Raw genomic sequence first — 26018 nt, 5'->3', positions numbered from 1 at the left:
TCAACACCTCTTTCTTAGTGGGCGGCAGCTTCCACTGTTTCCGCTTGATGTTCTGTGAACCATTGCAGTTCTTCGCGCAATTTGACCACTTCTCCTACAACAATCATGCCAGGCTGCGCCGCATCGGCTGCTTTTACAGCGATATCTGTCACCGTGCCGGTAATTGTGCGCTGCTCACCAGTTGTTCCCCATTCAATCACAGCCACCGGCGTTTCCGGTGTCCGTCCATGGCGGAGCAGGCGGTCACATATATCTTCAAGCTTTTGAATGCCCATGTAGATGCATAAAGTATCCATGCTGCCGATGATATGCTGCCAATACGATTCATCATTTGTCTTACTCACGCCGGCAACAAATGTGACAGAGGAGCTGTAGTCCCGGTGTGTGACAGGTATGCCTGCATAAGCAGGGACGGCAGCACCGGAAGTGATTCCTGGTACAATCTCAAATGAAATATTGGCCGAAGCCAGCGCGGCAGCTTCTTCGCCTCCGCGTCCGAAAATGAATGGATCGCCGCCTTTTAAACGTGTGACCACTTTGCCCCGTCGTGCGTGAGCGCAAAGCTGGGCATTAATTTCTTCTTGAGGCATAGCGTGCCGGTTTGGCTGCTTGCCGGCATAGATGAGCTGCGCATGTGGTGGTGCTTCTTCAAGCAGCGCCGGATTGACAAGCCGGTCATACAAAATGACATCCGCTGTTTGGATGGCTTTTAAGCCTTTCACTGTAATGAGCTCGGCGTCTCCCGGGCCGGCGCCGACGATATATACTTGCGTCATAAAATCCCCTCATTTCTTAATCATTTTTACGTATGGAGGCCGCATTCGGTTTTCCCCATCCCCTGCCAACGTCCGGCACGGCTGTCATCGTCATGATTTACAGCAGATGTGCAAGGCGTGCATCCGATACTCGGGTAGCCGAGGTCGTGTAATTCGTTATAAATGAGTCCGCGGCTTTCGATGTAGTTCCAGACATCATCCCAACTCCAATGAATGAGTGGACACACTTTAATCGATTCAAAGCGGTCGTCTCGGTTCACAAAATTTGTAGATGCCCGGCTGGGGGACTGGTCGCGCCGGAGTCCGGAGATCCAGGCCGGCACACCGCTTAGGGCGTCTTCAAGCGGCTTTACTTTTCGGATGTAGCAGCAAAGGTCCGGCTGCTGCTCCCATAGTTTCGCACCGTGTTTTGCTTTTTGTTCTTCAAGCGTAAGTTCCGGTTGTTTCATTTGAATATTTAAAGACGGGTATTGAGCCCTAATGCGTTCAATCAATTGATAGGTGGATTGAAAGTGCAGACCGGTGTCAAGAAATACGATGGATGCATCAGGTTGGATACGGCTGATCATATCGATAAGAACGATGCCTTCTGCGCCGAAGCTGCAGGCGTAAACGAGATCTTTTCCGTATGTTTCATACGCCCACGTGATTACCGTTTCAGCCCCCATCAACGGGTCATCAGCTGTTAAATCCGCAAATGGATTCGTTGTGAAGTTGTCGTATGTGAGCTTTTCAATTGTCATGGTTATGCCTCCTTTGACAAGTATCCGTGCACTTCAAGGTAATGGATGATCTTTTTAGCAGCTTCGGCAACAGTTGTTTCGTCCGTATTTACGGTAATCTCAGGTGATTCAGGCGCTTCGTACGGTGAATCGATACCGGTGAAATTTTGAATCTCATTGGCACGCGCTTTTTGATACAGCCCCTTAGGGTCACGTGCTTCACACGTAGATAAATCAGCCGCAACATAGATTTCGATAAAGTCACCTTTATGAAGTAGAGAACGGACTTGGTCCCGGTCTTCTTGAAAAGGAGAAATAAATGCGGCTAAGGTAAGCAAACCGGCATCGAGCATCAGCTTGCTCACTTCACCGATCCGGCGGATATTTTCCTCGCGGTCTTCATTTGAGAATCCGAGATTTTGATTTAAACCGTGACGGACATTATCACCATCTAAGCGGTACGTATGGACACCGCGTTGAAATAATAGTTTCTCGAGCTCTACGCTAATAGTTGATTTACCAGAGCCGGACAACCCTGTGAACCAAAGAACTGCACTTTTTTGCTGTTTAAGGTCTTCACGCTCTGTTCGTGTAACTTCAGAATCGTGCCAAGTGAGATGAGTTGATTGTGTCATAGAAAACCCTCCATTTTACATAATTCATATCTAATTAGTATGGTATAAGGTAAAAAAATTATTCGATCCAAAGCGTTGAGACGACAGTGACCGTAGATATGAGGTAAATGGCGTTCAACGGCAGACCGACTTTAAAATAATCACTGAAGCGGTAACCTCCGGGGCCGTAAACAATCAAATTGGTTTGATAGCCAATCGGGGTCATAAAGCTCGCAGAAGCAGCAATTGCAACGGCAACTAAAAAGCCGAAAGGGTCTTGATCCAGTCGGACGGCGATTTCCACAGCGATAGGGAACATGAGTACAGCAGCGGCATTGTTCGTAATTACCTCTGTAAAAATCGATGTGACAAGGTATATGACAATTAACGCCCCGGTAACTCCAAAAATGCTGGAGGCTGCAGTGAAGTGTTCGGCTAAAAAAACCGCAGTACCACTTTGTTCTAAGGCTTTGCCAATACCGATCGCGCATGCGATTAACAAAAGCACATCAAACTGGACCCAGCGTCGAACGCGTTCAATTGTTAAAGTCCCGGCTAAAAGTAATACTAAAACTGCAAGTACGGCTGCTTCAAACATTGATAAAACTTGAAAAGCAGCAAGTGTTACCATGGCGCAGAGGGTTGTTAGAGAGAGTATTGGCCTGCTGTTTTTTGAAATGTCCGGTTTTGAAACAGGAGAGATAAGATAAAAATCTTTCGTGTTTGCCCAACGTTGAAAGAAATCCGGTGGTGCAAGCAGCAGGATTGTGTCTCCGGCTTTCAACTTCACCTCACCGATCTTTTGCTGCATTGTTTCCTCATCACGGTGGATCGCCACTACACCAGCGCCATAATTCGCGCGAAAGCAGCTTTCTTTCACCGTTTTTTGGATGAGTGAGGAACGGTGAGAGATTACCGCTTCGTATAAAGCGGCACTGCCATTTTGTAAATCGGCAAGTTCAATGTCCGTGCCCGTTTTTACATGAAGACCGTTCATATTTTCTAAGTCTACAATGGTAGTGAATGATCCAGTAAAAATAAGGCGGTCATTTGATTGTAAGCGCGTCTCACCGGATACAGGTGCGGTTCGTTGCCCTTCACGGATGAGTTCAATTAAATACATATGCTGTAAACTGCGAAAACCGGCTTGAGCCACTGTTTTTCCGGCAACAGGAGACTGGGGTTCGATCACAGCTTCTGATAAATATGACTTTGAACTTTCTTGAAAGGATTCACTAGACGACTTACGCTCCGGAAGCATCCGGTAACCAATTGTTGTCATATAAAGTATGCCGAGCAGTCCTGCAGGAAGACCGACAAAGGCGAGCTGAAACATTGTAAAACCGTCCATCCCTTGGTCGAGCATAAAACCGTGAATAACTAAATTCGTTGAAGTGCCAATCAGTGTAAGCGAACCGCCGAAAATAGCAGCATAAGAGAGCGGGATCAGCAGCTTCGAAGGAGCGATGCCTCTCTTTTCGCACCACCTGCGTACAACCGGAGTGAACATGACAACGATGGGTGTGTTATTTAAAAATGCAGACATGCCGGCGACAGGTATCATCATTCTTGGTAAAAAGTTGCTGCTTTTTCGGCTGCTGCCGACAGCATATAAAATCATGCGGTTGAGCAAACCGCTCTGCTGCACAGCCCCGGCGACTAAAAAGAGCATCCCGACGGTGAGCATGCCTTCGTTGGAGAATCCTTGTAAAGCTTCCTCAGGGTTAAGTACGCCAATAAATAGTAAGACAGCCAAGGTAGCGAATAAAATGATTTCCGGCCGGGAAATTTCTGCGATTAAGCAGCCGAGCATGATCACGATGATCATAAGTACCAGGCCGATTTCAAAGGTCAACGTGCCCACCCTCCTTTACTTACAAGCCCATGTGATTTAAGAATTTATAGGATTTGTTCCTTGAAGCCCTTTAATTAATACCTCAGCAACTTCCGGCCGGGTAAATTCTTTCGGAGGCTTTTCGCCATTGCGAAGCATTTCCCGCACTTTCGTTCCGCTTAAGTGAACATGGTTTGAAGCGTCATGAGGGCATGTTTTTGCACTTGCCATATTTTCGCAAACTGTGCAGTAAAAGGCGTGTTCGAAGGCGAAAATCTGTATGCCGAGCTCTGATTCAAACTGCAGGGCGTAATCTTGTGCTTCGTATGTTCCGTAATAATCACCGACACCGGCATGATCGCGACCGACAATGAAGTGGGTGCAACCATAGTTTTTTCGAACAATGGCATGAAGGACTGCTTCTTTTGGACCGCCGTAGCGCATGGCTGCCGGATAAATGACAAGCCGGGTTCTGTTATGAGGATAGTAGTTGTTAAGAATGACCTCATAACTTTCCATCCGAATTTCAGCAGAGACATCATCGGATTTTGTTTCACCAACAAGAGGATTGAGAAGAAGGCCATCTACCACCTCTAACGCACTTTTTTGAATATATTCGTGTGCTCGGTGGACGGGGTTACGCGTTTGAAAACCAACGATAGTATTCCAGCCAAGTTCATCAAACAATGCACGCGTTTCTGCTGGGTCTTTGTAATAATCGGAAAACTGGCTGTGATCCGGGCGGTTTAATAGAAGGATGGGTCCGCCTAGGTAAATATCGCCTTGTTCATACAGTTTTGCGACACCTGCATGTTCAATATCATTTGTTCCGTAGATACGTAAAGCTTCTTCAGTTTTATCATACGTATATTTTTCTTCGACGAGCAGAATGGCGTAAGGGTGACCGTCGCTGCCGTATAACGAAATAGATTCACCTGTCGGAAAACGATCGGCATCAGCTTGATCTACAGATAGTGTGATAGGAATGGTCCAAAGCGTGCCGTCAGCCAGCCGGTTTTGGTGAATGACATTATGATAATCTGCTTCTTTAAGAAATCCGGTTAACGGGCTAAAGCCTCCGTTTCCAATCAGCTCTAGGTCAGATAACGTCCAATCGGAGACCGTTAAAGCCGGTAGGTCTTTTGCGTGCTTTAATGTTTCTTCGCGTTCGCTTCCGGTCAGTTCTTTATTGATGAGTTGACCGCCATGAGGTGTAATTGCCATAAAGTATTCCTCCTATATAAGAAATATAATTAAAATAAAACACATTGATTTAATAAGGATTAAGTCCAAAAAAATAACAGCGATTTGTTATTTATATACAATAAACCAACACTTCGTGAATTGCAATGAAAAATTTGAAAATACTTCTTGGTAGGCCTATTGCAGAGACTATACGATTTGAGAGTGAAGGAGTGTGTTATGTTTGTAACTTCAGGCACGTTCGAACGCTGTAAATTGATCATTTTCGAGTATCTAAATATAATAGAGTTAACAATCAATGTTTCAGGTTATCTGCAATAAAGACTGGAAAGTGATTGTTAAGTGTAGAGAAAGAAGTGACATTTATGAGTGAAGCCGCGACGCCTGATAACAATCCGGTTCCGAAAAAACGAAAAACGATGATGGCGATTTTAATTTCCGGCGCGTTTGTGGCGATTTTAAACCAAACGCTTTTAACAACAGCGCTGCCACATATTATGGCAGACTTGGAACTTGAGGCGCACATTGCCCAGTGGCTCCAGTCTGTATTTATGCTCGTGAACGGGATTATGATTCCAATTACAGCGTTTTTAATCGGCCGATTTACGACCCGTGCCTTATTTATGACAGCACTTGGCTTATTTACGTTCGGTACGATTATATGCGCGGTGGCGCTTAACTTCGGCATGCTTATGACCGGGCGGATTTTTCAAGCTGCCGGTGCCGGGATTATCCTGCCGCTCATTCAGACGGTAATGTTTCTCATCTTTCCGCCGGAACAGCGCGGCCGGGCGATGGGGATGTTTGGCCTTGTTATCTCATTTGCGCCAGCCATTGGGCCAACCCTTTCCGGTTATCTTGTAGAACAGTTTCCGTGGCGCAGTTTGTTTTACGTGGTACTGCCGATTGTTGTCATCGACTTAATCCTTGCTTATTTTATTTTGAAAAACGTAACCAACCGCACCTTTCCAAAGCTCGACCGCCTCTCAATTGTTTTATCCACCGGAGGTTTCGGTGGACTGCTTTACGGTTTCAGTATTGCCGGCGGTTTAGGGTGGGGGAGTGCCCAAGTAGTCGTTTCGCTCAGCTTAGGCGCTGTGACCCTTACGTGGTTTATTTTACGCCAGCTGAAACTTAAAGAGCCGATGCTTGAGTTTCGGATTTTCAAATACCCGGTATTTGCACTAACAACAAGCCTCGGCATGATTGTCTTCATTTCGATGATTGGCTCAGCCGTCATTCTGCCGATCTTTATGCAGGATATGCTCGGCTACACCGCGTTTGAATCCGGTTTGATGATGCTCCCGGGTGCGATATTAATGGGGATGATGAGCCCTGTAAGTGGTCGTTTGTTTGATAAATTCGGGGCCCGCTGGCTTGCGATTACCGGGTTGGGGCTTCTCTCTATTACAACGTTTATGTTTACGAACTTGTCAGACGAGACGACGTTTACGTATTTAGCGGTTGTAAATGCAGCACGTATGCTCGGGATCGCGATGGTCATGATGCCAGTGACGACAGCCGGATTAAATCAGCTGCCGGACAGCTTAATTCCGCACGGCACGGCAATGAATAATACGATGCGGCAAGTCTCCGGCTCTGTTGGCACAGCTTTACTAGTAACTGTCATGTCGACCCAGATGATTCCGGATGCCGGGATGCAAGGGATGATTCACGGGGTAAATATGTCATTTGCGACGGCAGGCGTGTTTGCGGTGGTTGGCTTTGTGCTTGCATGGTTTGTGAAGCATCCGGAAAAGCCGGCAGCGTAGTTGACCTGCAGCGTGACTTTTTGTACGATACAGCTAAGCTTAAACGTGTTTGAGCTTGAGACGAGTTGAGGAGTGTGAGAAAGATGACACAAGTAAGAGAAGAGCAAGGGTATTACGGAGAATTTGGCGGTAGCTTCGTTCCGCCGGCACTGCAGGGTGTCCTTGATGGTTTAGCAGAAACGTTTGAAGCGTACCGGGAAGATCCTGAATTCAATGAAGAATTTAAAGCATGTCTGCGCGAATTTGTCGGGCGCGAGACGCCGCTCACGTACGCGCCGCAGCTGACCGAAGCTTACGGCGGCGCGAAGCTTTATTTAAAACGCGAAGACTTGACGCATACCGGTGCACATAAAATTAACAATGCAGTCGGCCAGGCGCTGCTCGCCAAGAAGACTGGCGCTCATCGGGTCATCGCTGAAACAGGGGCCGGGCAGCACGGGGTAGCAACAGCAACAGCGTGTGCGATGCTCGGCATGGAGTGCATCATCTACATGGGCCGGCTTGATATGGAGCGCCAGGCGTTGAATGTGTTCCGCATGGAGCTTCTCGGCGCAGACGTTGTGCCGGTTGACCGGGGGCAGGGCCGCCTCAAAGATGCAGTGGACGCCGCGCTTGAAGATTTGGTCAAAAACTATGAGACGACATTTTATCTGCTTGGCTCAGCAGTGGGGCCATATCCATTTCCAGCCATGGTGAAACATTTTCAGTCTGTGATCAGCGAGGAATCAAAGCAGCAGCTCCATGAACGTGAAGGGAAGCTGCCGGATGCGGTCATTGCTGTGACCGGTGGCGGGAGTAACGCGATTGGTGCCTTCGCCCATTACATTGATGAGCCGGGGGTTCGTTTGATTGGCGCCGAACCGGAGGAAGCCGCAACGCTCACGCACGGCGTGCCGGCAGAAATTCACGGTTTCAAGTGCCTCGTCCTGCAGGATGAAAACGGTGAGCCGGCACCGACGTATTCGATTGCAGCCGGCTTGGATTATCCCGGCATCGGTCCAGAGCACAGCTACTTGAAAATGAGCGGCCGGGCAGAATATGATACCGTCTCCAAGCAGGAAGTGATGGATGCTTTTCAGCTGCTCTCCCGCACCGAAGGCATTATCCCGGCGCTTGAGAGCGCCCACGCGGTGGCGCTGGCCAAACGCATCGCGCCGCAGTACGACCGCGACGCATCGATCATTATTAATATCTCCGGCCGCGGTGACAAAGACGTTCAGCAAGTATACGAAATGTTTAAAGAAGCATAGTGTGTAAAAAAGCCGTCTCACATGAGGCGGCTTTTTACGCGATTACTGCACGGCTGGAGAGAAAGCTGCACGGCTGAGGTGAAATGTGCGCGGCTGAGGCGAAATGTGCGCGGCTGTAGAGAAATGTGCGCGGCTGTAGAGAAATGTGCGCGATTGAAGCTATTTCTGCACGTCTGGAGAGAAAACTGCCCGGCTGGAGCGAAAACTGCCCGGCTGAGGTGAAATGTGCGCGGCTGAGGTGAAATGTGCGCGGCTGAGGTGAAATGTGCGCGGCTGAGGTGAAATGTGCGCGATTGAGGTGAAATGTGCGCGATTGAGGTGAAATGTGCGCGATTGAGGTGAAATGTGCGCGGCTAAGCTAATATTAAAAAAGAAGGAAGCCGGCCGCCGGCTTCCTTCTTACCTTCCTTCTATACAGGCATTTGGTTGTAAACTTCTTCGATTAAGGTTCCAACTAAAAGGTTCACATCATCATCAGTTAAGCTGAGCGGCGGTGACAGGGTGAGGATGTTGTTGTAACCGGCGACGGTGTCGGAAGTTTTTCCGATAATAACGCCGCGTGCTTTACAAGCTGCCATCACCTTTTTCACTTCGCTTTCAGCAAGAGGTTCCTTCGTCTGCTTATCTTTGACGAACTCGATGCCGGCAAGCAGTCCTTTGCCGCGTACATCGCCGACATAAGGATGACGACTCAACTCATCGGTCAGCCGCTGCAGCATTTGCTCACCTAAACGTGCGGAGCGGCCGATCAAATCTTCCTCTTCCATAATCTCTAAGTTTTTGATCGCTGCCGCACAGGCTGCTGCATTGCCGCCGAACGTGTTCACATGACGGAAGTGGTCGTGCGCATCTGTCCCTTTAAACGCATCGTAAATATCTTTACGTACAGCTGTGGCAGAGAGCGGTAGGTAGCCGCTCGTGATCCCCTTAGCCATTGTAATGATATCCGGCTGCACATCGTAATGCATAAAACCAAACGGCTTACCGGTCCGTCCGAAGCCGCAGATGACTTCATCAACGATCATGAGCATGCCGTGCCGGTCGCAAATCTCGCGGACACGCTTCAAATAATCTTCGTGTGGAATTAAAATGCCGCCTCCGGTAATGATCGGCTCCAAAATGACTGCAGCCACAGTTTCTGAAAGCTCCCACGTTACGGCGTGTTCAATCTCATCCGCACACGCTTTGCTGAAAGATTCCGGTGTGTGCTCCGCTGGGCAGCGGTAACTATCCGGCGGGGTGACGTGCAGAAAACCTTGTCCGAGCGGCTCATATTTGTATTTGCGCTGCGGCTGTCCGGTAGCAGCAAGTGTTGCGAGCGTGTTGCCGTGATAACTCCGGTAACGGGAGATAAACTTGTGACGTGAGCCTTCGCCTTTTTGGTGAAAATACTGCCGCACAGCTTTAAACGCCGTTTCGTTCGCTTCAGATCCGCTGTTGGAATAGAAATAAACGTACTCGCCATCGAGCCATTCATTCAACTTCTCTGAAAGCTCAATCGCCGGCACGTGGCTCTGGGTTAATGGATAATACGGCAGCTTTAACATCTGCTCGTAAGCTGCATCTGCAATAGCTTTTCGTCCGTATCCGGCATTCACACACCAGATTCCGGCCATGCCGTCGAGAATTTGATTGCCATCAATGTCTGTAATCCAGGCGCCGTCTGCTTCTTCAGCGATCATTGCCGGCTGATTGGTATGCGGGCGCATCGCATGCCAAATATTTTCCTGGTCTTTCTGTTTCAATTCCTCCGCGCTGTATGAATGCTGTGTCATGAAACAACCTCCTTATTCAAAGTTATGTACGTATCCAGACGAACATTTCGCTCTGTTTTTCAAGATTTCCTGCAAGTATATCATAGAATTGAAAGAAAATTTTCAGCAATGTCAGTTTCAACAAATCTGTCTTAAGCATGCGTGTCGTAAATGACTTTGTAAAGGGCTTGAACGGCTGGGTGCATTTCTTCTGAATGTAAACCGGCAAAGCCGATAATTAACGTCGGATCCCGTTTGTGTGATGTACTGCTTTCTAGTTCAAAACGGCTTAAGCTGTACACTTCGATGTTTTGTGTAGCAGCTTCTGCAATGATGGCAGCCTCTGTTTTTTCTGTACGAAACGCTGCTACAAAGTGGAGGCCGGATTTTGCACCTGAAATTGTTACGTTGTCGCCAAAAACGTTTTCAAAGGCCGCGACACAAGCTTCACGCTTATCTTTGTAAACTTGCTTCATCCGCTTTGTGTGACGGAGATAGTGACCTTCATCAATAAACAGTTTTAAACTAATTTGCTGAATGGTACTGCAGCTTTGTATGAAGGTGGGCTGCATCTTTTGATAGGAACGGATCAGCTGTACAGGTAAGACCATGTAGCTTAACCGTAAACCTGGCATTAATGATTTGGAGAATGTCCCCATATAAATGACTTGCTCGTGCCGGTCCAGGCTTTGCAGCGAAGGGATGCTGTCTGTGTCGTATTTATATTCACTATCGTAGTCATCTTCGATAATGTAGCGACCCGGGTTTTCCGAGGCCCAGTTTAACAGCTGCATGCGGCGGGAGGCCGGCATAATGACCCCTGTTGGAAATTGGTGAGAAGGCGTTGTAAACAGCACATCGGGTTTGTAGTGCCGCAATCCTTCCGCCTGTATCCCTTTATCATCAAGTGGCAGTGTAATGACGTTTCGTTTCTCCTGCTTGAGCAGTTGATAAACTCTTTGGTACCCAGGTTCTTCTAAGCCATAAGCTGTCTCTTCCGGTAACAGCCTCGTTAAGGTCCGCATCAGTTCCTGCGTTCCGGCACCTAAAATGATTTGTTCCGGGTGAGCACGTACACCACGGTTAAAAGCGATTAATTGGGCTATTGAAGCGCGGAGCTCATATATCCCTTTAGGGTCCCCGTACTGCTTATGAAGTGAAGTGAAATTATACAATGCCTGCTGCTCGCATTTTAACCATTTCTTCAATGGAAATTCTTCAGTATCGACCTGCATATGTGAAAAAGAAACATCCATCTTCGAATGTGTATCCTCCTGCAGATCTTCAGGCAGGGAAGGCACCTGGTGCTCGGTATCTACGGTGTACTCCAAGTCTTCAGCAAAGTACCCTTGCCGCTCGATGCTGTAAATAAAACCTTCAGCGATGAGCTGCTGGTAAGCGGCGTTTACAGAGTTTAAGCTGACATTTAATTCAGCTGCTAAACTACGTTTCGCCGGGAGTTGTTCATGAGGGGCCAGCTGGTTTTTAAGCACAGCTTCTTTTAACTGTTGATATACTTGCTGGTAAATGTAGCTGCCTGGTGCGTGTCGGTCGATATTTAAGCCGATCATGCTGGCATCCTTTCTAAAATGATATATATGTTCTGGTACCATAAAAATTATAATTTTGGTTCTTTTTATTGTACCAAAAAATTTTCATAATAGAATTATAAATTCATGGGGAGGATGATTGTTGATGATGCCGAAACGGACAACAGCAGAGTGGCAGGAGATTCGTGATCAATACATTCCACAAGGTGTAGGCAATGGAAATCGTAACATTGCAAAATACGGCCGGGGTGCAGAGCTTTATGATATCGAAGGAGAGCGCTACATCGACTTTGCCGGAGCGATTGGCACAATCAACGTCGGTCACGCGCACCCTGAAGTTGTCAAAGCGATTCAGGAGCAGGCGGAAAATGTGATTCACCCAGGTTTTAACGTGATGATGTATGATTCTTATATTGAGCTTGCCAAGCAGCTGACAGAAATTACACCGGGCGAGCACGCAAAGCAGACGATTTTGCTCAATTCTGGTGCTGAAGCAGTTGAAAACGCTGTCAAAATTGCGAGAAAATATACAAAGCGGCAGGCAGTGGTAACGTTTGACCGGGCTTTCCACGGTCGAACGAATATGACTATGGGTATGACAAGCAAAGTTAAACCGTATAAATTTGAATTCGGCCCGTTTGCCGGCGAACTTTATAAAGCGCCGTATCCGTATCCGTACCGCAAACCGGATGACATGAGTGATGAAACGTATGAGGCGTTTATGATTGAAGAGTTTGAGCGTTTCTTCTTAACAACTGTAGCGCCTGAAAGCACGGCTTGTGTTGTTATGGAACCGGTGCAGGGTGAAGGTGGATTTATCGTGCCGCCAAAACGTTTCGTAAAGTATGTTGAGGAGTTTTGTAAAAAGCACGGCATTTTATTTGTTGCTGATGAAATTCAAACAGGCTTTGGACGTACAGGGGCTTTCCTTGCCAGTGAACACTTTGAAATTACGCCGGACTTTGTCACCTTGTCGAAGTCACTTGCCGGCGGTGTCCCTTTAAGCGCGGTGGTCGGCCGGAGTGAAGTGATGAACGAAGCAAGCCCTGGAGAGCTCGGCGGTACGTATGCCGGCAGTCCGCTTGGCTGTGCAGCAGCTTTAGCAGCCATTGATGTGATCCGGAATGAGAACTTAAACGAGCGTGCTGAAGTGATTGGTGAACAGATTGAGGCGAAAGGAAAAGCCTGGGCAGAAAAATATGAATGGGTCGGTGAAGTGCGTCGTCTTGGCGCCATGGTTGCGATTGAAATTGTCGAAGACCGAAAGACAAAAACACCGGATAAAATGAAAGCAGCAGCCATTGCGAAAGCAGCTAATGCTTCAGGTGTCCTGTTGTTGACTGCTGGATTGTACGGGAACGTGGTTCGCTTTCTGCCGCCGCTTGTCATGACAGATGAACAGCTTGAAGAAGGACTTGAAAAAATCGCTTCTGTTTTTGATGATCTGTAAACAAAGGAGATGAAGCCAATGTCACAAACTGTAATCACCAACCCGGCAACGGGAGAAACGATTGATGAAGTGAAAAATGACACTGCAGCAGAAGTCGAAGCCTGCATTCAAAAAGCAGAAGAGGCGTACCCTGCATGGTCGAAACAGTCAGCTGCGCACCGGGCTAAGCTGTTAAAAGCTTGGTACGAACGAATCGTTGAAAATAAGGAAGAGCTGGCCGTTTTGATTACGAAAGAAAACGGGAAACCGCTGAAAGAAGCACGAGGAGAAGTGTTGTACGCGGCGAGCTACATTGAATGGTACGCTGAAGAAGCGCGCCGGGTGTTTGGTAAAATCACACCCGGGGCTGAAAATAAGCGTCTTTTAATTACCCGCGAAGGTGTCGGCCCGGTTGCGGCGATCACACCTTGGAACTTCCCGGCGGCGATGATCACACGTAAAGCTGCACCAGCCCTTGCTGCCGGCTGTCCAATTGTTGTTAAACCGGCGCCGAGCACGCCGTTAACTGCTTACCGGCTGGCAGAACTTGCTTACGAGGCGGGGATTCCGGAAGATATTCTGCAAGTTGTAAATGGAGATGGCGAAACGATTGGTGACATCTTTACCTCAAGCCCCGCGATTAAAAAGCTGACATTTACAGGTTCAACGCCGGTAGGTAAATTGCTTATGAAAAAGAGTGCAGACACGGTAAAACACTTATCGATGGAGCTTGGCGGTCATGCGCCTTTGATCGTACATGAGGATGCGGATCTTGAGCTTGCCGTTCAGCAGACCATTGCTTCGAAATTCAGAAACGCCGGCCAAACGTGCATTTGCGCCAACCGGATTTTCGTGCATGAGTCAGTTGTCGATAGTTATGCTGAGAAACTTGCAGAGGAAGTTAGTAAATTAAAAGTCGGGTATGGTCTTGATGAAGATACAGATATCGGGCCGTTAATTAACAAGCCCGGCTTTGAAAAGGTGCAGGCGCAAATTGAAGATGCAAAAGCCAAAGGGGCCAAGGTCCTTACAGGTGACAAGTACGAAGTAGATGACGAAAAAGAAACGTACTTTGTTCACCCGACTGTGTTAACGAATGTAAGTGATGAAATGGACATCATGCATCACGAAACGTTTGGCCCGGTTGCGCCGATTGCCACATTTACTTCAATTGATGAAGCCGTCCAAGCTGCAAACGACACACCATTTGGGCTGGCGGCCTACTTCTTCACAGAAAATTATCGTACAGGTCATTACATTCATGAGCATTTAAAATATGGCATCATCGGCTGGAATGATGGTGCACCTTCTGCTGCGGAAGCGCCGTTTGGCGGTATGAAAGAAAGCGGCCTCGGCCGCGAAGGCGGACAAGAAGGCATTGAGCCTTATCTTGAAACAAAATATTTATCGATCGGTTTATAAATGGAAAAGCGGCTGCGATGTATCGATCATCGCAGCCGCTTTCGTATGCGGGAGGTTCATATTTGGGAGAGCGCGCTCCAGGGGAGGCAAATTCGCTCCACATTCGGGTGTGGGCGCTCCATTTTAGGGAAGCGCGCTCCAGAGGGGGGGAAATTCGCTCCACATTCGGGTGTGGGCGCTCCATTTTAGGGAAGCGCGCTCCAGAGGGGGGGATTCGCTCTACATTCGGGTGTGCGAGCTCCATATTAGAGAGAGCGCGCTCCGTCTTCGCGTGGCATAGGCCCATTTCAGCGGTTTAATTGTTCAAGGACGAGGTCACCTAGGACATCGACCGCTGTAACGATATCTTCCCAGCGAGATTCTTCCTGCTCATTATGGCTAACGCCATCCAGGCTTGGGATAAACAGCATGAGTGTTTCGCCAAGGTGGGACATGTACATCGCATCGTGGCCTGCGCCGCTGTAAAGTTGTGGAGCGTCAATGTTTTTCTGACTTGTGATCCGCTCGGCCGCTTGTAGAAGACGGGTAGAGAAAGGGACCGGCGGCATATAAGATAAATCACTCATCTCGCTTTTAACTCCGCGGCGGGCTGCTTCGTCCTCAATCATTTGCTGAATCGTCTCGATCCGTTCTTTCAGCGTATCGTTGAGCGGATGGCGGATATCTATGGAAAAACGGGCTTCACCTGGGACTGCATTCACAACACCAGGCGCGAGCTGGAAGCGGCCGGTTGTGAACCGTGTTTCATCTTGTAAGTTCAGCACATAATCTTCAACCCGAGTGAGCGCATGCATTGCACTAAGCCCGGCATCCCGGCGGTCTTTCATAGGAGAAGGTCCGGCGTGGTCACTTTTGCCGGTGAATTTGACGTCATGCCATGACAATCCGTGAATGCCTTGGACAAGACCGATATGGGCATTTTCATTGATTAAATACGGACCTTGCTCGATGTGAAGTTCTATAAATGAATCGATATTTGTCAATCGGTGTTCGGGTGCGCCTAAATAATTGATACGTTCAAGTTCTTCTCGGATCGTTGTACCACTTTCATCCTGTAAACTGTGCATGTCCTCTGTCGTGTACACCCCGGCGAGCACGCCGCTTGCAATCATTGGTTTTGGGAAGCGGGCACCTTCTTCATTTGTGAAGTTGACGATAATCAGCGTGCGTTGATGCGTAGTTTCAGCATCTACCAGCGTCGCGAGTACTTCTAAAGCCCCTAAAACACCGACTGCTCCGTCATATTTTCCGCCGTTAGGAACGGAGTCAAGGTGGGAGCCAATGACAACTGGTTCAGCTTCAGGATTGGTTCCTTGTTTGATTCCGTAGATGTTTCCTAAATCATCAATTTTTACCTCTGCGCCTAAGTCGTGAAGCAACTCCACGAATAAGTCCCGCGCCTGCTTATCTTCATCACTTAATGCAAGGCGGTGAACACCGCCCCCCGGCGTTGCACCGATCGCAGAGAATTGCTTGAAATATTGTAATAAACGCTCGTTATTGATATCCATATGAAAGCCTCTTTTCCTGCGCTTGTTAACTCTCTATTTTTTGAATGCCGCACCAGCGTAAAATGAAATCTGCATAAACTTTTGTAACGCGTTTTACACTTTCAAGGTCCACCCATTCATCGACCCCGTGCATACCGTCACCAGAAGGACCGTAGCAGGTGGATGGAATGCCGTAATACAAGTTATAAAACCGAGTGTCTGTTGTACATGTCACCGCTGTATAGTCTAGAGGCGTGTTGTTTACATCCTCATGCGACGCCTCTAATATCTTCATGACAGGATCTTGTTTAGAAAGTTCAGCGCCTTCAGCATGAAATCCGATAAACTCAATCGTTGGCGGCACTTCCTTCAACCAAGCGTCTGCGGCGCAAGCTTTAAGCATCCAGTCTTTAAACTCCTGTTGTACAGCTTCAATATCTTCCCCTGGATAAAGCCCAACGCGTGCCTCAAGCACAGCTTCTGAGGGGACGCTTGAAGGCCAGGCACCGGAATGCAGGGTACCAATATTTACATTCAGCGGATGTGGATGATGCAGGAAGTCAGGGTGACGTTCTTTTTCGTTCAGGTGCACCTCAAAAGATTTTAATGCGTCTATAATTACCTGTGACTTTTCAATGGCGTTTACCACTTCACTGGCCCGCTCTGTATGAGCCCCTTGCCCTTGAATCGTAAAGCGCACCCAGAACACCCCGAGTTGGGAAGTGACAGCTTTTTCACCAAAAGGCTCCGGTATTAAAGCAGCGTCTGCGGTGTATCCCCGTGCTAATGCAGCGAGGGCGCCGTTTCCTGTACATTCTTCTTCAATGACCGTTTGAAGGTATAGGTCAGCTCCAAGCTGAATGCCGGCTTTTTGGATGGCTTGATATGCAAAAATCATAGCAGCGACGCCGGATTTCATATCTTGAATACCGCGGCCATACATTTTGCCGTGGTCAATCGTGCTTCCCCAAGGATTACAGCTCCACTGGCTCAGCGGGTCTTCAGGCACAACATCAATATGTCCCTGTAATATTAAACTTTTACCGGTTTTCCCGCCGTCGTTGGTCGCTTTCCCAACGACGACAGGGCGGTTTTCGTAGTCCAGTAAAGGTGGTGAAAAGCCGGGCAAGTCCTGCAACTGCTCAGGGTCTGGGTCAAATTGATCAACTTCTAAATGGAGGGTATCGGCCAAGTAATCACTGATAAACTGTTGAATTTCAGCTTCGTTTCCGAGTGTGCTTGGGTAACGGCCGAGTGTTTGGAGAAACTCAACCTCCTGTTCCCAAAGGGCATCAATTTGTTCGTTTGCGTCTGTAACTGCTTTTGACATTTGTGCGTTCATAAGCTAACTCCTTTACACGGATGCTTTTAAAATCCGAGCATGACGAAGAAATAACCCCAAACTAGTGCTGCGATACCGATGAAAACGATAGAGATTACAACCGTCTGCTTATATTCTTTTTTCAACTTCGCAAGCCCTTTACTGCGGCCTTCTTGAAGGAATTGTTCAATGGTGTTTTTCGACATGCTCTGCTGTTTCATAAAGTCGTAGTAATCCAGTTCGTACTGATTCGGCTGAGTTGATAGAGCTATCACAACAAGTGCCAAAACAGCTACAGCAAAGGAAATCATTAATGAATCGATATGCACCGGAAGAGTAATAATTTCATTGCGGGCCAACTCATCAACAAGAATAAAAGTTGCTGTACCAATCAGCATGCTGCCGATCGCTGCTTTGCTATTCATACGGCGCCATTCTAGTCCGCCAACAACCGTAGGAAGCCAGCCAACACCGAAGATTGCACCTGCATAGATTGAAATCCAATAAATCGCGGAAGGCTGCGCAATGGCAATGGCACAAACAATTGCAGCAACAAAAATTTGTGCATAACGTCCCACGCGTAAACTCTTTTGTTCACTCAACTTTTTATCAAATAAATGCTCGTACAAATCACGGGCTAAAGCGAAGCCAGTTAAGACAAAGAGTGTGGACGCAGTTGACATAATCGATGCCATTAATCCTGCTAAACCTATGCCGCCAAGTGCATCGGGCACATGGTTTAAAAAGCCGAGCACCATAACGTTGTCCGTGTTTTCAATCCCCGGCTGCAATACCTGCATGCCACCGGCAGCGATAAATACAATCACCTGCATAAACGGTGCGAAAAATACACCAATGACTGCAGACTTCAAAATAACGAAATCGTTCTTCGCCGGGAACACACGAGAAACAAGGGCCGGTGTACATGAAAAGAATAAAATCCAAACTAAAAATTGAGAAATTGACCAGCCGAGCGGTCGTTCTTCAGCGCCGCCGATCGTCCAGTAAAACGGGATCGTCTCCGATAAAGCTTTCATTTCTGCAAAACCGGCCTGTCCGATGATCAATGGTGCAATAACAACGGAAATGGCCATCATGGTAAACAGCATGATCGTATCTGTAACAACAACGCCATACATCCCGCCAAGTGCACAAAAGACAAGTAAAGCGAGCGTAAACAGAATAATCATCATAGAAAATGAAATGCCTGTGACTTCGCTTAGAACAAGCCCGGCTCCGATTAACTGAATAACACCATAACCGAGTAGTCCGATAATCATAATAATCAGCGCAATAATACTCACGGTTTTGTTGTTAAATCGTTTTTCGAAAAAGTCCGGCATCGTTTTACAGTCCAATGCTTTCATTTTACGGCCGATATAAATGACGGCAATTAATGTACCGATCCAGGCACCGAAAGATCCAAGGGCTGCAATAACGAGGGGTCCTTCTGCATAGGATTGACCAGCAATGCCAAGCAGTGTAACAGCACTAAGGTAGGTTGCTGAAAGTGTACCTACAATTAAGACTGTAGAACCTCTTTCACCCATCACATAAAAATCATCGCGGTTTTTAATATAGCGGGCGACAATTCCGCCCAGGACAACATAAATCGCCAGTACAATAAAAAATATCGTTTGCGTCAATGGTATGCCTCCTTATCTGTTATGAATGTTCATGATGTTTTTCGTCTGACATATCTTCTTGTTCTTCTTGTTCAAGTTGTTTAATCACAGGTAAATATTGTTTTCTTAAAATCCAAACAACAGCTGCGACCGAAAGGACTGTCGTTAAAAACGAATTGAAAAACAGGATAAAAACATCGGTATTCATAAACACCCTCCAAACGTAAGTATTTTTACTGCCCATCTTACAAAGCAAGAATCATGCCAAATTTCTAAAAAATTTATCTAATTAAAAAATAGATGCAAAACTACCGTCATTACAGTCTATATACTTTCCCTTCATTTAAAAAGGTCAATATATTTTCTAGTCGAACCTTCCATTTGTGTTACGATTGAGTTGAAAATGAATCATTTTGAACCATTTAAGGTTCAGAAGAGGCAATATATCATAATTTTTGATTCAATACCGGTTCAAATGTCAGAAAATTTAACAAAATGTCAGGAGGTAACAAACGGAATGAACGACTTATTTGACACTTCAGCCTTCCAAGCGATCTTAAATGTAATCGATGATGGCTTGTTTTTTTCAACAAATGATGGCGAAGTTCTTTGGTTAAATCAAGCAAGTGAGAAGATTTTAAACGCAGATAAAGCAGAAATTATCGGGATGAATGTTTATGATTTGGAGGAGCAAGGGCTGTTAAACCCTTCGGTCAGCCGCAGGGTAATTGAATCTCAAAGCACGGTGAGTACAGTACAGTCCTCAAGTGGCGGTAACAATTATTTAGTAACAGGTTACTTTTTAGAAGTTGAAGAAAAAGAATTAATCGTCGTACAGTCCCGTGATATTACGAAAGCTTTAGAGACTTCAGAAGAGTTAGAGGAAACGCAGCACCTGCTCCGCCGGTACAGCCAGGAAATCCGCAGCATGCAGTTTGCAGCTTCTTCAGAGCAAGACGATGCACTCGTAGGACAAGGTCCGGTTTTTCAACGGCTGCTGCACTTAATGCGACAGGCGGCAAGTGTTAACACGACAGTTCTTGTCACTGGTGAAACCGGTGTTGGTAAAAATGTGATTGCAGAAAGGGTACATAATATGAGTGAACGTAAAGAGGAACCTTTCATTCATATTAATTGCAGTGCCATCCCGGAGTCTTTGATTGAGTCTGAACTGTTTGGTTACGTGAAAGGAGCTTTTACCGGTGCACATACAGGTGGAAAAAACGGTTTGGTCCAGATGGCCGACCGGGGCACATTATTTTTAGATGAGATCAGTGAACTTCCGTTGCACCTTCAACCTAAGCTGCTGCAGCTGCTGCAAAGTAAAACTTTCTTACCTGTAGGCGCAACGGCACTTGAGAAAGTAGATACACGAATTATTGCAGCGACGAATAAAGATTTGTATCAAATGGTAACGGAGGGTAAATTTCGCGAAGACTTGTACTACCGTTTAAACATTTTATCGCTTGACCTCCCGCCGCTCCGGGAACGTAAAGAAGACTTACTGCTCTTACTTCAGAAAAAAATTTCGTACTTTAACCACATCCACCGGCAAAACCGAAGCTTTTCCCAAAAAGCTCTTGAGATTTTACAAGATTACCGGTGGCCGGGGAACATTCGTGAACTGGAAAATGTAGTCGAGCGCTTAGTCATTACAGCACGCGATGATGAAATTACAAGTGATGACCTTCCGGAGACGATACGTTATGCCATTCACGCTGGCTCTTCCTTAACGATTGATCAAAACTTAACACTGCCGGAAGCGGTTGAAGATGTGGAGAAGCAGTTAGTTAAGCAAGCTTATCAGAATCACCAAACGACCCGTAAGGCCGCAGCAGCACTTGGGGTTTCCCAATCAGCTTTTATGCGCCGGCTGCAAAAGTATGGTGTTACGGCAGATAGAGAAAAGTTTTAACTTCCATGAAAAAAGCGCTGCAAGTTGTTATCAACTTCGCAGCGCTTTTTAATAGGGCTCTTATCCATGATCCTCTTCTTCCCGATGCTCTTTCACCGGGAACCAACCGGGGGTGTTACCGATCGTATTCCAAAGTGTCTCAGGAACAACGAGGTCTTCTCGCTCTTCAAGGGAAAGTTCCGTCCGAATCTCTTCCTCGCGACCATCTGCGGCTTTTTCCACCCAATCGGGATCAACAATTAATTCACGTCCGAGCGCAAGGAGCGGTACCCCTGTGGCCATGGCCCGGTTCGCATCATCTACAGTGTAAAGTGAGCCGACACCAATCACCGGGATTTGCTCGCCGACTTCGGCTTGAATCATTTCCACCCGCGAGCGCGTATCGTTTTCGTCACGCATGGAGCCGGCAAAGAAGTCCTGAACGGAGACGTGCAGGTAATCCAAGTCTTCTTCAGCCAGGTGACGGACGAGTTCAAGCGTATCATCCATTGTGATACCAGGCTCCTCCCGTTCTTCCGGTGAGAAGCGGTAGCCAACAATAAACTCCGGCGGAGCTTCTAAAGCAGCAGCAGCAACGGCTCTCGTCACAGCGAGTGGAAACGTCATCCGCTCGTAACGGGAACCGCCCCACGTGTCGTCACGCTGGTTAGAGTGCGGTGAGTAAAACTGTTGAATTAAGTACGTGTTCGCACCGTGAATTTCTACCCCGTCAAACCCTGCTTTGATGGCGCGGCGTGTAGCGTTAGCGAAAGCTTCCACAATTTCTTCAATCTCGTCATGTTCAAGTGCGCGAGGCGTGGCAGCGTTCTCCCGCTCAGCTGGGATCGCACTTGCAGAGACCGGCTGCCCATCAGGGAGCAGATCCGGCGGGCACATGCGGCCGCCGTGAAAGATTTGTAGAATCGCTTTGGCACCTTCAGCTTGAATGGTTTCAGCAAGATCAGCTAAACCATCAATTAAACTATCATCATAAACGCCAATTTCTCCTGGAAAGCCTTTGCCGTCTGCTGTTACGTTGGCACAAGCGGTAATTACAGCACCGGTGCCGGTGGAGCGTTCGCGGTAATACGCCAGTTCATCAACCGTCGTCTCCCCGTCTTCAGCTGAAGCAAAATTTGTCATTGGCGCAAGCATAATGCGGTTGCGCAAGGTTGCGCCGTTATTAAATGTAAATGGCTCGAGAAACGAGTGCATAGTAGTACCTCCAGTAAAATGTGTCCAAATAAGTGTAACAAAACTTATGTCGATGCTCGAGGGATCTGCTTACATAAAACGTCCGGCCGAGGAAGATCCCAGCCGGAGAGATACGTTTAATTCATCGGAATGTACTCTAAATACGCCAGTGCTAAAAGAGAGAATGCCAGTAGACTAAAAGCAACAAGCAGTAAACGGATGAAATTCACCATCTTGGATGCTCCTTCTTTCTTGTAGTTAACCTTTACATATATCGGAAAATATTTTATCACGTGAATTGGACTTAGAAAATATCTATTTGTGGCTATTTTCTAAAACCGGTGAAAATGTGAAGGTTGTGACCCGGGTCATGTTTTTAAACGTGATAAGATGACCGTTGAAACTCGGAGAATCTACGTAAACAGGCTATAATAAAGATATCATATGCAGAGAAGATAAAGGGGGAGGAAGATATGAAAAATCAAGAACCAGCAGGGCGGATCCAAACTCTGGACGTCATTCGCGGTGCGGCTTTAATCGGCATTTTCCTTGTCAATATTTCGTTAATGACGTCACTAGACTATTTGAAGTATATGTCCGCTGTAGAACTTGAGCGCACAGGCATTGATCGCGGACTAGAACTGTTGATTCAATGGTTGGTGGAAGGTTCGTTTATCACCATGTTTTCATTTCTATTCGGGGTTGGATTTTATATTTTTATGAGCCGAGCCGAATCGAAAGGTCACCAGGTGAAACGGCTGTTCAGCCGGCGCTTGGTCGGGTTGCTCGCGTTTGGTCTTTTACATCTTGTCTTTCTTTGGATGGGCGATATTTTAACCTTGTACGCTTTAACTGGATTTCTGCTGCTCATGTTTTATAAACGTAAAACAAAAACGATTTTGATTTGGGCATTCGTCTCTCTCGGGCTCTTTTTTCTTTTAATGCTTAGTCAAACCTTAATGCCGGCGAACATGGTGAAGCAAATTCAGACTGAAAGTAAAGGTATGGTTGAAGATGCGGCAGCTGCTTATGCTGCAGCACCGTCGCTCGAGTGGCTGACGTATCGATTAACAGTTGAAGTGCCGTTCGTTGCCGGGGGTCTTCCGTTTCTTATGTTGTTTGTGCTCGGTTTGTTCCTCTTAGGATTTTATGCCGGCCGGAAGCAGTGGTTTTATCCTAACGGCTTCAGTACAGCTTGGTTTAAGCGGTTGCGTAATGTATGTCTTGCGCTAAGTGTACCGTTTGTAGCGCTCGATGCGCTGTATGAGTTCGGGATATTTGATGCCGGGGTGCACGAGTTTTATTTGACAGATACGATCATGCGCTTAAGTGCGATCTTTTTAGGATTTGCTTATATTGCGATGTTTGCTTTGTGGGTTGAAAGCGGAAAGTGGGCCGAATTGCAGCGCACACTTGCTGCTATGGGCCGGATGGCGCTGACAAATTATTTAATGCAGACGCTGCTCGTTTACTTGATCGTCTTTAGTACCGGAACATTTGGGTCGTGGAGCTTGTGGCAGAATGTACTGCTTGTGTTTAGCATCATTATACTGCAAGCGGTACTCAGCCGGGTGTGGTTGTCGCGTTATCAACAAGGTCCGCTAGAAAACGTATGGCGTCGTTTTACGTACGCAAAGTCGTGAATTTTTCAAATATGATACGTCTGCTCCAGCCTTAAAGCGTGATAAACTAAGGAGAGTAGAAGTGAAAAGGAGAGGATGCATGTGTCCTCACAAGATCATAAACACGATCCGGATGAGCCGAAAAGTATCTTTCGTCAGATTGAAGAACGTATGAATATTGATGCCAAGTTATTCCGGTTTATTATCGCACTTGCTGTGTTTGGTACGGTTGTGACACTGCTCGTTATGTTGTATGTCATCCCGCAGTTTTTACTGCCGTAATCAAAAAGCTCAAAACGAAGTGAAAGGGATCAAGCCTCGGCTTGGTCCCAGACTGTCGACAAAGTACAAAATCTAAAATTCATGCACAGCTTACTGCTCCGAGCCGCGGGCTGCCCTTAAAAACCGAACCATGAACGTGACCGTGACCGGAACGAATGACGGACGCTTTCCCGAGGGCTTGGCTTCAGCTAACTTGTTCGATTTGATTGCCAATCGAACAAGTGGATCTTCAGCCTGCGCTGAATCCTCTGGGAGTCGCCGTCATTTTTCGGTCACTTGTCAATTGAAAGATCATCTCGTATTTCCGATGTATAGGGTTCGTTTGCACATTCATGTAGCTATTGCTTGATTAAAAAGATCTTTACAATTTATAACGATCAAATCACGCAAGGCTGACGAGCATCGGCGGCGACGCCTTCGCAGAACAACCAGTGAGAAAATCCCGCAGGCAGCAGTTGTCTGCCGAGGAAGTTGAGGAGGTACAAGAGGCTAAGAAGACACGGTGCGATCAAGCGTTAGCGCAGATCAAACCGATGTCGCACTTGTGCCCTCCGGGTGCAAGCGTCCGCTGAAAAGCGACGTCAGCCTTCACTTTTCTTAAAAGTTTGTCTACACGCTGGGATCAAGCCTTGGCTTGGTCCTTCTTTGCATCGACTTTGTGGTAAGAAAGGAGAAAAACGATGTCTTCAACAACGGCGAAACCACCTGTAGACACAAAAGCGGTAACATCACTTGTTTGTGGACTCTTGGCTCTGCTTACCGGAGCGCTAGGCTTAGCACTTCCCATTTTAGGCATTCTCGGCTTAGGGTTTGGCGCGGTATCGCTTTTAAGTATGCGCACCAAGCAAAAATCCGGCAGAGCGCTGGCGCTTGCAGGGACAGCCGCGAGCGTCATAGGCTTAGGGCTGCTTGGGTTAACAATTTAAGCAGCTGCTCCAGTTTGCCGATATTTTTGTTTTACAAAAAGCAAGGAAAGGAATAGAAGTTCAAATTAAAGGTTTTTAAAGAGGTGAAAAGATGAAGACGATCATTTTAGATGATTGGGAAATGAATATGCAGGAAACCCCGGCATTTGCGGAACTACAGCGTATCTCTGAGGTGGAAGTGTTTCATGACCAGCCGTCTGAACAAGTGCTGCTCGAGCGGATCCGCACTGCGGATGCCATTGTGCCGCTGCGCGAGCGCACAGCTTTCACGCGCGATATTCTTGCGGAGATGACTTCAAAACAATTAATTGCACAAACAGGCAAAGGCACGGCCCATATTGATATGGAGGCGGCAGAAGATTACGGGATCAGCGTAATCACAACACCTGGGGCTTCAACGCCGGCAGTTGCCGAACTTACCTTTGGACTCATGATCGATTGTGCCCGGCATATTTCACACAACACAGCACAAATGAAAGAAGGAACATGGCTGCAGGATATCGGCTTAAACTTAGAGGGGCGTACCCTGGGTCTTGTAGGTTTTGGTAAGATTGGACAACGTGTTGCCTCCATTGCGGAAGCGTTTGGCATGAACGTTCAAGTTTGGGGCCCTAAACGTGCAGAAGCACGGGCAAAGGAAGCAGGGATCACATACCAACCGCTTGATGAACTGCTCAGAACTTCAGATTTTGTATCTGTTCATGTGCGTTTAACAGCAGATACAAAACACTTGCTACAAGCTGAGCACTTTAAAAAGATGAAGCCGAGCGCTTATTTCATTAATACATCAAGAGGTAGTGTCGCGAAAGAAGAAGATTTAGTTGAAGCGTTGCGTACTAACGAAATTGCTGGTGCCGGCTTGGATGTTTTCGGCGAAGAACCGCTGCCTGAAAATCATGCCTACCAAAACCTTGAAAACGTCGTGCTCACGCCGCACATCGGCTGGAAAACGAAAGAAACTTTTGACGGCTTTTTAGGAGCTGCCACTGAAAACATACGCAAACACTACGGTTTGTAATAGAAAAAAGAGCCGCCTCTGGCAGCTCACAAACTATCGACAAAGTACAAAACCTAAGATTCACGGACGATTACTGCCCGGAGGTCCGCGGGTCTCCCCCCTATTAAGAGGAGAAAACTGGATTATGAACGTAACCGGAACGAAAACGGACGCTTTCCCGAGGGCTTGGCTTCAGCTAACTTGTTCGATTTGATTTCCAATCGAACAAGTGGATCTTCAGCCTGCGCTTAATCCTCTGGGAGTCGCCGTCTTTCGTTTCGGTTACTTTTCAATTTAAGGATCATCAAGCATTTCTAATGTATATGGTTCGTTTTAACGCT

The 26018-nt window shown here is 47.1% G+C and carries 21 protein-coding genes; 9 read left to right on the top strand and 12 right to left on the bottom strand.

Going from position 1 to position 26018, the window contains the following annotated elements; genetic code table 11:
* Positions 1–14: 14 nt before the first annotated feature.
* From cobA to sat, 5 genes are read right to left on the bottom strand one after another with little or no spacing between them, the layout of a single operon-like run.
* Positions 15–776 (bottom strand): uroporphyrinogen-III C-methyltransferase, encoded by a 762-nt coding sequence (cobA, locus tag B0H94_RS11855; RefSeq protein ID WP_106589491.1) that lies wholly within the window; start codon positions 774–776, stop codon positions 15–17.
* A gap of 26 nt (positions 777–802) precedes the next feature.
* Positions 803–1519, bottom strand: coding sequence for a phosphoadenylyl-sulfate reductase (locus tag B0H94_RS11850; RefSeq protein ID WP_106589490.1), 717 nt, complete (start codon positions 1517–1519; stop codon positions 803–805).
* Positions 1520–1521: 2 nt separating this feature from the next.
* Positions 1522–2133 carry an adenylyl-sulfate kinase gene (cysC, locus tag B0H94_RS11845; protein WP_106589489.1) on the bottom strand — a complete coding sequence of 204 codons (612 nt, stop codon included), beginning with the start codon at positions 2131–2133 and terminating at the stop codon, positions 1522–1524.
* Between the two features lie 58 nt (positions 2134–2191).
* The gene (locus tag B0H94_RS11840; RefSeq protein WP_106589488.1) at positions 2192–3967 is read right to left on the bottom strand and encodes an SLC13 family permease; all 1776 of its coding nucleotides are present in this window, start codon (positions 3965–3967) and stop codon (positions 2192–2194) included.
* 36 nt (positions 3968–4003) lie between these two features.
* Complete coding sequence (sat, locus tag B0H94_RS11835) at positions 4004–5170, bottom strand: sulfate adenylyltransferase (protein ID WP_106589487.1); 1167 nt, start codon at positions 5168–5170, stop codon at positions 4004–4006.
* Between the two features lie 344 nt (positions 5171–5514).
* On the opposite strand from sat, the gene B0H94_RS11830 reads away from it, so the two are divergent.
* Positions 5515–6921, top strand: a complete 1407-nt coding sequence (locus B0H94_RS11830) for an MDR family MFS transporter (RefSeq protein ID WP_106589486.1) — start codon at positions 5515–5517, stop codon at positions 6919–6921.
* Positions 6922–7004: 83 nt separating this feature from the next.
* Positions 7005–8171 carry a tryptophan synthase subunit beta gene (trpB, locus tag B0H94_RS11825; RefSeq protein WP_106589485.1) on the top strand — a complete coding sequence of 389 codons (1167 nt, stop codon included), beginning with the start codon at positions 7005–7007 and terminating at the stop codon, positions 8169–8171.
* A gap of 410 nt (positions 8172–8581) precedes the next feature.
* On the opposite strand, the gene B0H94_RS11820 is transcribed toward trpB, so the two are convergent.
* The gene (locus B0H94_RS11820) at positions 8582–9946 is read right to left on the bottom strand and encodes an aspartate aminotransferase family protein (protein WP_106589484.1); all 1365 of its coding nucleotides are present in this window, start codon (positions 9944–9946) and stop codon (positions 8582–8584) included.
* Positions 9947–10077: 131 nt separating this feature from the next.
* Positions 10078–11496 (bottom strand): MocR-like transcriptional regulator GabR, encoded by a 1419-nt coding sequence (gene gabR / locus B0H94_RS11815; RefSeq protein ID WP_106589483.1) that lies wholly within the window; start codon positions 11494–11496, stop codon positions 10078–10080.
* Between the two features lie 124 nt (positions 11497–11620).
* On the opposite strand from gabR, the gene gabT reads away from it, so the two are divergent.
* On the top strand, positions 11621–12925 hold the full coding sequence (gene gabT / locus B0H94_RS11810; protein ID WP_106589482.1) for a 4-aminobutyrate--2-oxoglutarate transaminase: 1305 nt from the start codon (positions 11621–11623) through the stop codon (positions 12923–12925).
* A gap of 18 nt (positions 12926–12943) precedes the next feature.
* On the top strand, positions 12944–14326 hold the full coding sequence (locus tag B0H94_RS11805) for an NAD-dependent succinate-semialdehyde dehydrogenase (RefSeq protein WP_106589481.1): 1383 nt from the start codon (positions 12944–12946) through the stop codon (positions 14324–14326).
* Positions 14327–14613: 287 nt separating this feature from the next.
* Here B0H94_RS11805 and B0H94_RS11800 read toward each other — a convergent pair whose 3' ends face one another.
* Genes B0H94_RS11800 through B0H94_RS15250 form a run of 4 tightly spaced genes read right to left on the bottom strand, consistent with a single transcriptional unit; the run spans position 14614 to position 18970 of the window.
* Positions 14614–15837, bottom strand: coding sequence for a M20 family metallo-hydrolase (locus B0H94_RS11800; protein WP_106589480.1), 1224 nt, complete (start codon positions 15835–15837; stop codon positions 14614–14616).
* Between the two features lie 25 nt (positions 15838–15862).
* Positions 15863–17158, bottom strand: a complete 1296-nt coding sequence (locus tag B0H94_RS11795) for a M20 family metallopeptidase (protein WP_245893997.1) — start codon at positions 17156–17158, stop codon at positions 15863–15865.
* Positions 17159–17184: 26 nt separating this feature from the next.
* Complete coding sequence (locus B0H94_RS11790) at positions 17185–18783, bottom strand: sodium:solute symporter family protein (protein ID WP_106589479.1); 1599 nt, start codon at positions 18781–18783, stop codon at positions 17185–17187.
* A 19-nt stretch (positions 18784–18802) separates the two neighbouring features.
* Positions 18803–18970 carry a hypothetical protein gene (locus B0H94_RS15250; protein WP_181315387.1) on the bottom strand — a complete coding sequence of 56 codons (168 nt, stop codon included), beginning with the start codon at positions 18968–18970 and terminating at the stop codon, positions 18803–18805.
* A 309-nt stretch (positions 18971–19279) separates the two neighbouring features.
* Between B0H94_RS15250 and B0H94_RS11785 the strand changes: the two genes are divergently transcribed.
* Positions 19280–20677: a sigma-54 interaction domain-containing protein gene (locus B0H94_RS11785; RefSeq protein WP_106589478.1), complete on the top strand. Its 1398-nt coding sequence runs from the start codon at positions 19280–19282 to the stop codon at positions 20675–20677.
* 60 nt (positions 20678–20737) lie between these two features.
* Here B0H94_RS11785 and B0H94_RS11780 read toward each other — a convergent pair whose 3' ends face one another.
* Positions 20738–21871 (bottom strand): NADH-dependent flavin oxidoreductase, encoded by a 1134-nt coding sequence (locus B0H94_RS11780; RefSeq protein ID WP_106589477.1) that lies wholly within the window; start codon positions 21869–21871, stop codon positions 20738–20740.
* A 452-nt stretch (positions 21872–22323) separates the two neighbouring features.
* Between B0H94_RS11780 and B0H94_RS11775 the strand changes: the two genes are divergently transcribed.
* From B0H94_RS11775 to B0H94_RS11760, 4 genes are all read left to right on the top strand, one after another.
* A complete protein-coding gene (locus B0H94_RS11775) occupies positions 22324–23493 on the top strand; it encodes a DUF418 domain-containing protein (RefSeq protein WP_106589476.1) in 1170 nt (389 codons plus the stop codon).
* Between the two features lie 81 nt (positions 23494–23574).
* Positions 23575–23754, top strand: coding sequence for a hypothetical protein (locus B0H94_RS11770; RefSeq protein ID WP_106589475.1), 180 nt, complete (start codon positions 23575–23577; stop codon positions 23752–23754).
* Between the two features lie 680 nt (positions 23755–24434).
* The gene (locus B0H94_RS11765; protein WP_106589474.1) at positions 24435–24680 is read left to right on the top strand and encodes a DUF4190 domain-containing protein; all 246 of its coding nucleotides are present in this window, start codon (positions 24435–24437) and stop codon (positions 24678–24680) included.
* 91 nt (positions 24681–24771) lie between these two features.
* Positions 24772–25698 (top strand): D-2-hydroxyacid dehydrogenase family protein, encoded by a 927-nt coding sequence (locus B0H94_RS11760; RefSeq protein WP_106589473.1) that lies wholly within the window; start codon positions 24772–24774, stop codon positions 25696–25698.
* Positions 25699–26018: the final 320 nt, after the last annotated feature.

The sequence above is a fragment of the Salsuginibacillus halophilus genome (assembly GCF_003014715.1).
GTDB lineage: Bacteria > Bacillota > Bacilli > Bacillales > Marinococcaceae > Salsuginibacillus > Salsuginibacillus halophilus.
The sequence above is the reverse complement of the archived record's forward strand: the minus strand, read 5'-3'. Positions and strand labels throughout refer to the sequence as shown.

What these genes read in the sequence shown, in the direction of transcription:
- B0H94_RS11795 (WP_245893997.1), bottom strand. Translation starts at nt 17,158, where the DNA reads ATGAACGCACAAATGTCAAAAGCAGTTACAGACGCAAACGAACAAATT.
- B0H94_RS11805 (WP_106589481.1), top strand. Translation starts at nt 12,944, where the DNA reads ATGTCACAAACTGTAATCACCAACCCGGCAACGGGAGAAACGATTGAT.
- B0H94_RS11780 (WP_106589477.1), bottom strand. Translation starts at nt 21,871, where the DNA reads ATGCACTCGTTTCTCGAGCCATTTACATTTAATAACGGCGCAACCTTG.
- cobA (WP_106589491.1), bottom strand. Translation starts at nt 776, where the DNA reads ATGACGCAAGTATATATCGTCGGCGCCGGCCCGGGAGACGCCGAGCTC.
- B0H94_RS15250 (WP_181315387.1), bottom strand. Translation starts at nt 18,970, where the DNA reads ATGAATACCGATGTTTTTATCCTGTTTTTCAATTCGTTTTTAACGACA.
- gabT (WP_106589482.1), top strand. Translation starts at nt 11,621, where the DNA reads ATGATGCCGAAACGGACAACAGCAGAGTGGCAGGAGATTCGTGATCAA.
- B0H94_RS11765 (WP_106589474.1), top strand. Translation starts at nt 24,435, where the DNA reads ATGTCTTCAACAACGGCGAAACCACCTGTAGACACAAAAGCGGTAACA.
- B0H94_RS11785 (WP_106589478.1), top strand. Translation starts at nt 19,280, where the DNA reads ATGAACGACTTATTTGACACTTCAGCCTTCCAAGCGATCTTAAATGTA.
- B0H94_RS11850 (WP_106589490.1), bottom strand. Translation starts at nt 1,519, where the DNA reads ATGACAATTGAAAAGCTCACATACGACAACTTCACAACGAATCCATTT.
- B0H94_RS11830 (WP_106589486.1), top strand. Translation starts at nt 5,515, where the DNA reads ATGAGTGAAGCCGCGACGCCTGATAACAATCCGGTTCCGAAAAAACGA.
- gabR (WP_106589483.1), bottom strand. Translation starts at nt 11,496, where the DNA reads ATGATCGGCTTAAATATCGACCGACACGCACCAGGCAGCTACATTTAC.
- trpB (WP_106589485.1), top strand. Translation starts at nt 7,005, where the DNA reads ATGACACAAGTAAGAGAAGAGCAAGGGTATTACGGAGAATTTGGCGGT.
- sat (WP_106589487.1), bottom strand. Translation starts at nt 5,170, where the DNA reads ATGGCAATTACACCTCATGGCGGTCAACTCATCAATAAAGAACTGACC.
- B0H94_RS11760 (WP_106589473.1), top strand. Translation starts at nt 24,772, where the DNA reads ATGAAGACGATCATTTTAGATGATTGGGAAATGAATATGCAGGAAACC.
- B0H94_RS11775 (WP_106589476.1), top strand. Translation starts at nt 22,324, where the DNA reads ATGAAAAATCAAGAACCAGCAGGGCGGATCCAAACTCTGGACGTCATT.
- B0H94_RS11800 (WP_106589480.1), bottom strand. Translation starts at nt 15,837, where the DNA reads ATGGATATCAATAACGAGCGTTTATTACAATATTTCAAGCAATTCTCT.
- B0H94_RS11820 (WP_106589484.1), bottom strand. Translation starts at nt 9,946, where the DNA reads ATGACACAGCATTCATACAGCGCGGAGGAATTGAAACAGAAAGACCAG.
- cysC (WP_106589489.1), bottom strand. Translation starts at nt 2,133, where the DNA reads ATGACACAATCAACTCATCTCACTTGGCACGATTCTGAAGTTACACGA.